Here is a 7,873-nt window from a genome sequence, read left to right as displayed (position 1 = left end):
CATTTCGCCCGTGCCGTAAGCGGTATCGGCGTTCAGGTTTCAGGTTTCAGGTCGAAGGTATCGCTCACCCGATCCACCATTGTCCGCACGGCACCGACCTCGGCTTGCCGGATCGAGCGGGTCGCCTCGACATCGAGGATCACGCCATTGTCGGTGTCAATCAGGTCGTTCGTGGAATAGGCAAAATAGGCGGGTCCACCCCGTGCGCCGGTCCATTGCGAGGCCGGATCGGAATGCGAGGTGAACTTCGGCTTTACCGGGCTGGCCGCGCCGAAGGCCGCATCGTCAAGCGTCGCCAGATACTCCCTGACAGCGCGCGGCGCGTCCTCGTGGGCGATCTTCTCGGGGGCCCAGTCCGCTTGCGGCGACGAGTTCTGCCGGTTGGCATCGGCCTGGATCAGGCTGGCATCCGCCGCAAAGCGCTGACCACTCGCCAACCCTTCCTCGATGCAGCGCGCGACCACCGTCTCGAACAGATGCCGCAAGAGATCGCTATCGCGGAACCGACCGTGCCGGTTCTTTGAGAAGGTCGAATGGTCGGGCACTGGGGCGGTCAGATCGAGGCGGCAGAACCAGCGATAGGCGAGGTTGAGATGCACCTCCTCGCAGAGCCGTCGCTCCGAGCGGATGCCCATCGTGTCACCGACCAGGAGCATCCGGATCATCAGTTCCGGATCAACCGACGGCCTGCCGGTCGAACTGTAGAAAGGAGCCAGGTGCCGCCGGATGCCAGACAGGTTGACGAACCGATCTATCGCCCGAAGCATGTGATCCTGCGGGACATGATCCTCGATCGAGAACTCATAGAACAGCGCGCCCTGCGCTTCCTGCCGTGGTCCCATCATTGCCACCCACCTCCGTTTTCCTCGCAGAAAGTGAATCAGCACTCAACCCCCAAAACAACCCGAGTTTTCAACAGAATAAGCCCTTTGCAGCATTTAGCAGCCACGACACACCGAAGCTGTTAGACCGTCTCAAGAAAATCTGCGCTGACCTGCCCGCCAGTACTGCCTAGCCGACTAGCAGACATGCCTGACAGCGAAAGCGACAGTGATACAGGTAGGACCGGCTCTGACCCCTACTCGCCGTTTTGCAGCTGCCAAAGCTCTGCATAGGCATGCCCGTTGCTCAGCAGCTCGGCGTGTGGCCCCTGCTCGATGATCTCGCCCTTGTCCATCACCACGACCCGGTCGCACAGCGGCATGCAGTTCAGCCGGTGAGCGATCATGATGACTGTGCGCCCCCTGATGATCTCCGGCAGCCTTTGCAGGATGCCTGCTTCGGTTTCATAATCCAGCGCCGAGGTCGCCTCGTCAAAGATCAGGATTTTCGGATCGGACACCAGCGCCCGAGCAATCGCAATACGCTGGCGCTGGCCTCCGGACAGGTTACCGCCCCGCTCCCCGACCTGAGTGTCGAATCCATGCCGCAGATGCTCGATGAAATCGCTGGCCCCGGACAGCCGTGCAGCATTCAGGATGTCTTCGGGTTTGGCAGTCGGATTACCCAGTGCGATGTTGTCCCAGACACTGCCGTTGAAAAGGAAATTCTCCTGAAGCACCACACCCATGTTGCGGCGCAGGTTGGCCGGATCGGCCATGGCAAGATCAACATTGTCTACCAAAACCTGCCCGCTTTGCGGAACATACAGGCGCTGCACCAGTTTGGTCACCGTGCTTTTGCCCGACCCGGACAGGCCGGTCAGCCCCACGACCTCTCCAGCCTGCACCGTCAAATCAAGCCGCCGCAGCACTTCGGCACCGTCCGGCGCATAGCGGAACGTGACCTTGCGCAGATCGACCCTGCCCTTGATCTCCTCGAGCGAAGACCGGCCCGCACTGGCCGCCGTCTCTGGCTCCTCCTGCAGGATGTCGCCAATCCTGCGGATTGAGATGCCGGTGTGCTGAAAGTCCTGCCAGATCTGTGCCAGCCGCAGGATCGGCATGGTCACATGGCCCGACAGCATGTTGAAGGCCACCAGCTGGCCGACGCTCAGCTCGCCCGCCATCACCAGACTGACACCAAACCACAAAAGCAGCGCGGCTGAGATCTTCTGCACCAGCCCGATGCCGCCACCCGCCCAGTGGCCCAGCATGCTGGCATCAAACGTCGCCTTCAGCGAGGCACCCAGCCTGTCTTCCCAGGCCCGGGCGAACTGGTTGCCCAGACCCAGCGATTTGATGGTTTCGATGCCCGTCACCGTCTCGGTCAGAAAGGCAGAGTTCTCGGCATGCCGTTCATATTCCCGCTCCACCCGCTTGCGCAGGAAAGGGCCGATGGCCAGCCACATCAGCCCGAATACTGCCAGCGTGGCCAGCACCACAAAGGCCAGCTCGCTGGAATAGGCGAACATCACCGCCAAGAAGACGCTGATGAAGCACAGGTCCACCACCATCATCAGCGCCGAGCCGGTCAAGAAGTTGCGGATATGGTCCAGCTCCTTGACCCGGGCCAGGATCTGTCCCGCCTGCCGGTTGCGGAAGTAGTCCAGCGGCAAATAGACCAGATGCCGGAACAGCCGCGCCGACAGCTCCGAATTGACGCAGCTGGCCAAATGGGAAAACACCAGTGACCGCAGAAAAGTCATCAGCGGTTCGAAAAAGGCAATTCCGATCAAGGCAATGGCCAGCACATCCAGGCTTTGCAGACCGCGGCTCACCAGCACCTTGTCAATCACCACCTCGAACAATTTCGGCGACACCAGCGCAAATCCCTGAATGACCAGCGAGGCCAGCAGGATGCGCCGGAACCGCGCCTTGTGTTTCAGGATCGACGGCAAAAACCAGGAAAAACCAAAGGCCTTCTGCCCGGATTTCCAGGATGGCTCCCGGCTGCACAGGATCACGTCGTCTTCGAAGTCCGCGGCGACATCCGCAGGGTCACTGCGGCTGGTGCCGCCGGTCAGCGGGTTGGTCACCTGCAGCTGGCCGCCAATGGCGCCAGTCACCGCGTACCACTGCCCGCTCTGCGCCTTGCGGATCAGGTATGGCATCGGCGCGGTCAGCAGCCGACGCTTGGGCAAGGCCGCCAGCCGCGCTTTGATCCCCAGCCGCTTGGCGCAGCGGATAATATCCGCATCCTCGAACGCCGCATCGGTCTTGCCGTGCATATGCCAGACCTGGGCAGCCTCTGCCGCAACATCCAGCCGCCGGGCCACCGCCATCAGTGCCATCAGGCCGCTGTCCTGCCGCGGGTCCGCCGCTGCCAGCCCGCTCCCTTGCAGGAAGGCCGTTTCCTGCAGGCTTTCCGCTGCCGCGCTCATCACCGTTCCCTCAGAGTTTCGGACTGGTATTCGCGCAGCGGGCTCAGGACATAGTCAATGATCCGCCGGTCGCCTGTCCTGATTTCAGCCGAGACCGTCATGCCGGGCGAGAGGGCAATGCGTTCGCTGCCCGACGTGATCTCCAGCCGCTCCAGCAGAACCCGCGCCGGATAGACCAGACCCAGCCGTTCATCCTCGATGGCATCGCCAGAGACATTCTTGAGCTCACCCACAATGGTGCCGAATTTGGTATAGGGGAAGCTGTCCACCTTGACCTCCACCGTATGGCCTGTGCGGACAAATCCGATGTCCTTGTTCAGCACCATGATCTCGGCTTCCAGGTTTGCGGCATGCGGCACCACAACCAGCAATTCCTGGGCGGGCTGCACCACGGCACCGACCGTGGTCACCGCCACCTGCTGCGCCACGCCGCTCACCGGTGCGGTGACGGTCATCTTGCGGGCGTTTTCATCCGCCTGGATCAGCTGGTTGCGCAGGTTTGACAGCTGGATCTGCTCCTGCGCTAGCCGGTCCAGCAGCGACTTGCGGGTCTCATAGCCGAACTGCTCGATCTGCTGGTTCAGATCGTTCTCCTCGGACGTCAGCTGGATGAGCGAGACCTCGGTCTCGGCCTGTTCCCGGCGCTGCCCGATCAGTTCCCGCGACAGTTCCAGAAACTGGTAGCGCGGGAACAGGCCCTGCTCCATCAGGGTGCGGCGGCTGTCCAGCCGTTCCTGGGTGTTCTGGATCAGCGCCTGGGTTTCGGCGGCTATGGCCGCAGTGGCCTGCCGCCGCAGGCGCACCTGTTCAACCCGGTTCTGCAGTCCAGTCAGCTGCGCCTCTATGCTGTCCGCTTCCGCCTGCAGTCGGCTCTGCGCGATTTCGGCCAGTTCCGACGGCGTGCCATCGGGAACCAGGAACTCCGTCAGCGGCCCGCCGCTCAGCAGCGCCTCCAGCCGCGCGGTCTCCAGTTCCGAAGCCTGCAGCTGGCGGCGCAGCCGGGTGCGCTCTGCCGCCGCCGAGGTCGGGTTCAGCTCGATCAGCACCTCCCCCGCGCTCACCTCCTGACCATCGCGCACCAGGATCAGGCTCACTTCGCCGCGCTCGGGCGCCTGCACCACTTTGGAACGGTCGTCGACAATCAGCCGACCTGAGGCGGTAGCGATAATGTCGATCCGCCCGTAAACCGCCCACAGCACCACACCGATGCATAGCAGCACAATTGCCAGGCTGAAGCCCCGCGCAGCACTGGAGGGCGGCCGCTCCAGGATCTCCAGATACTCCGGCAGGAACTCCAGCTCCAGCCGGCTGCGCTTGCCGGCTGCGGGTCGGCTGGCTGCCTTGAGGGCGGTCTGGGCCGGTTTCTCCGCCTGATCTGCGGTGCGGCCCCGTTTGGTCAGCAAATTCATCTGGCCCTCCTAGTCAGGACGCTGCCGGCGTCCGGGTTTCGGCGGCAGCCAATTCGCTCTTCTGCAGGTTCCACAGGTTGCGGTAGGCGCCGCCCGGAATCCGGATCAGCTCATCATGGGTTCCGCTTTCGATTATCCTGCCCTGATCCAGCACGTGGATACAGTCGCAATCGCGGACGGTGGACAGGCGGTGGGCAATCACGATGACAGTCCGCCCCTTGCGAATTTCAGCCATATTCTGCTGGATCAGCGCCTGTGAATGATCATCCAGGGCCGAAGTCGCCTCATCCAGGATCAGGATGCCGGGATCGCTGAGCAGCGAACGGGCGATGGCGATCCGCTGCCGCTGGCCGCCGGAAATCGAACTGCCGCCTTCTGACAGGATGGTGTCATAGCCGTCCGTCATTTCCAGTATAAACTCATGCGCTCCGGCCTTTTCAGCGGCCTCCGCCACCTCTGCCAGCGAGGCCGACGGACGGGTCAGCGCGATGTTGTCTCGCACCGAGCGGTTGAACAGAAAGTTTTCCTGCAGGACAATGCTGGTGTTCTGTCGCAGCGACACCGAATCCAGCGTCGCGATATCGGTGCCGTCGATGCACACCTGGCCGCTTTCAGGGATGTAGAGTTTCTGCACCAGCCGCGCGACGGTGCTCTTGCCTGACCCCGACCGCCCGACAAAGGCCACCATGCGGCCGCCAGGAATATCCAGGCTGAAGTCCTTCAGAACCGGTTCACCGTCCGGCGCGTAGCGGAAGGTGACGTCGCGGATCGAGACCGCTCCCCGTTCGATCCGCTGCAACGGCTTATGTGCTTTCGACACCTCGGGAAGCGTGTGCAGCACATCCCCCAGCCGCTCCACAGACACCCGGGTCTGTACAAACTGCCGCCACAGTTCTGTCAGCCGCAGCACCGGCTGACTGACGTGGTTGGCCATCATGTTGAAGGCGATGAGCTGGCCGATTGACAGCTCCAGCCCGATCACCTTGCGCGCGCCGATCCACAGCACCAGCACCATCGTCAGCTTCTGGATTGCCTGCACCAATGTGTTGGACAGCTGCATCAGCCGCTGCACCTTGTAGTTGGACAGCACGAAATCGCGGGTTTGGTATTCCCAGCGCCGAACCATCTGGGCTTCCAGCGCCAGCGCCTTGACCGTCTCCACGCCGGTCAGCATTTCGGTCAAAAAGGAGGTGTTGACTGCCCCGTCCCGGTAGAGCTCCTCAATCCTGCGCTGCAGCGGGCCGGTGATCAGAAACGAAACTGCCATGTAACAGGGCACCGATCCCAGCACCACCAGGGTCAGCACCGGCGAATAAAAATACATCACCGCAAAGAAGATGAAGGTGAAGCTGAGGTCGATCACCAGCGTGTTTGCCGCTCCGGTGATAAACTCGCGGATCGCACTCAGCTCATTCACCCGCGCCACTGTCACCCCCACTGGGCGCGACTTGAAATAGGTCAGCGGCAGATCCACCAGATGCCGGTACAGATTGCCGCCCAGCCGGGCATCTATCCGAGTTGCGGTACGGGTCGCCAGATACTGCCGCAGGGTCTTCAGCGCCACCTCGAACACCGCCACCGCAATCAACGTGACAACAAGAACATCCAGGGTCGAGACAGAGTTATGGACCAGCACCTTGTCCATGATGACCTGAAAAAACAGCGGTGAGATCAGCGCAAGGCATTCGATAGCGGCAGAGGCTGCGAGGATCTCGAAGGCCAGCCCCTTGTAGCGGACCAGTTCAGGCAGAAACCACCGGATGTCAAATTTCTGAACGATCTTGTGAAACCGCGCCCGCAGCCGCAGCAGGGCCGCCTGCCCGGACCAGATCTGTTCCAGCTCCTCAGGCATCAAGGCCTCGGGGGCGGCGGCATCCGGGCGCTGGATCAGGGCCTGCTGCTCTGACAGGCTGGCCAGAAGGAACCACGCGCCGTCCCGGTCCTGAAGGATCAGCGGCAAGGGCTGATCTTGCAATTTTGCTCGGGTCAGCCGTTTAAACCGCACTTGCAGCCGCAATGCCCGTGCCGCGGCCCGCACTAGGCGCTCCGGGCCCGCTTCTGGCTGCTGCTCCAGCAGTTTACGCACGGTCGGCTCTGCATCCGGCATCTGCATTACCGCTGTCCAAATGACGAAACACTGGATCAGGCTGCCTGCCGGCGCGCAGCCCTCCATCTCCGGCTGCGTCAGGCTCATATCTGCCACCCGGGCAAGACTGCACCTTTCTGCCCTCTTGACTTGGATAAACGCAAACCAGCGGCAGCCTGCGCCCTCCCGCGGAAAACCGCGTGTCCCATCACACGCCCTCGAATACAGATGCCAGCTGCTGTGCCAGCTTACGGACATAGGACGCTGAGTCCGGATTGCAAACCACATGGAAATCAATGTTCCCAAGATCCGGCAGATGCTCATCCAGCAGCTTGACGGAATAAGGATTCCGGTCTGCCCGCAAGAATTTCTCCACCGTAAAGCCAACACCGTACCCGCGCCGGATCGCATCGAAGTAAGACGTCAGCGATGAGGTTTCAAAAACGATCCGGTAGCGCCGGTTGCAGCTTCTCAGGATTTCGTCCGCAGACGGGCCGCGGCTGACGTTGCCGCGCCAGATCACCAAGGGGACTTCGGCATCTCCGGCCAGCGTGGTTTTGTCAAACTGCAGGCCGCCGATCCATCTCAATTTGCAGCGCTTGGAAAAAACGCTGTTCTGCGGAGCGCCAAGACGGCTGCAAACCACGCCAACTTCGATCTGCCCCAGCTCAACTTTCTTCAGCAGATTGTCTTCATTGTCAGTTATAACCTCCAGCTTTTGCCTCGAGCCCGGCGTATCCAGTTTCCAAATCATTTCCGGACCAAAAAAGAACTCGATGGCTGGCAGAACACCAATCCGCGACCGGCTATAGGTTTCGCTGTCGACAAGGTTTTCAATCTTGCCCAGCTCTTCGACAATCCGCTGTGTGATGCCATAAAGCTGCCGCGCTTGCTCTGTCATGCCCTGATGCGGGTTGCGGTCAATGAACAGCGTAAACTGCACTGCTTCTTCCAGCCGTTTGATACGGTTGCTGATCGCAGGCTGCGACAGGTTCAACTTCTTTGAACACGCAGTACAGGATTTAAGCTGCGCGAGTTCATAGAACGTCCGCAAAAGGTCGAGACTGACCTGGCTCATATACGCCAATCCTGTTCTTTTTGGATCGTTACGTGCCA

At 61.3% G+C, this 7,873-nt stretch carries 4 protein-coding genes and 1 pseudogene; all 5 read right to left on the bottom strand.

The genetic code is table 11. From position 1 onward, the window contains the following. Positions 1–845, bottom strand: a pseudogene (locus ACP151_RS10455) (transposase); the annotation flags it as partial. A gap of 233 nt (positions 846–1,078) precedes the next feature. Beyond that, positions 1,079–3,262: a type I secretion system permease/ATPase gene (locus ACP151_RS10450; RefSeq protein ID WP_424978844.1), complete on the bottom strand. Its 2,184-nt coding sequence runs from the start codon at positions 3,260–3,262 to the stop codon at positions 1,079–1,081. After that, positions 3,262–4,671, bottom strand: a complete 1,410-nt coding sequence (locus tag ACP151_RS10445; RefSeq protein WP_424978843.1) for an HlyD family type I secretion periplasmic adaptor subunit — start codon at positions 4,669–4,671, stop codon at positions 3,262–3,264. Before ACP151_RS10445 ends, ACP151_RS10450 begins: the two co-directional genes overlap by 1 nt. A gap of 13 nt (positions 4,672–4,684) precedes the next feature. Continuing rightward, positions 4,685–6,865, bottom strand: a complete 2,181-nt coding sequence (locus tag ACP151_RS10440) for a type I secretion system permease/ATPase (protein ID WP_424978842.1) — start codon at positions 6,863–6,865, stop codon at positions 4,685–4,687. Between the two features lie 100 nt (positions 6,866–6,965). Beyond that, entirely contained in the window at positions 6,966–7,835 is an 870-nt protein-coding gene (locus ACP151_RS10435) for a LysR family transcriptional regulator (protein WP_424978841.1), read from the bottom strand. Positions 7,836–7,873: the final 38 nt, after the last annotated feature.

The organism is Leisingera sp. S232, from assembly GCF_049800895.1.
Taxonomy (GTDB): Bacteria; Pseudomonadota; Alphaproteobacteria; order Rhodobacterales; family Rhodobacteraceae; genus Leisingera.
This window is presented reverse-complemented; position numbering and strand designations above follow the sequence as displayed.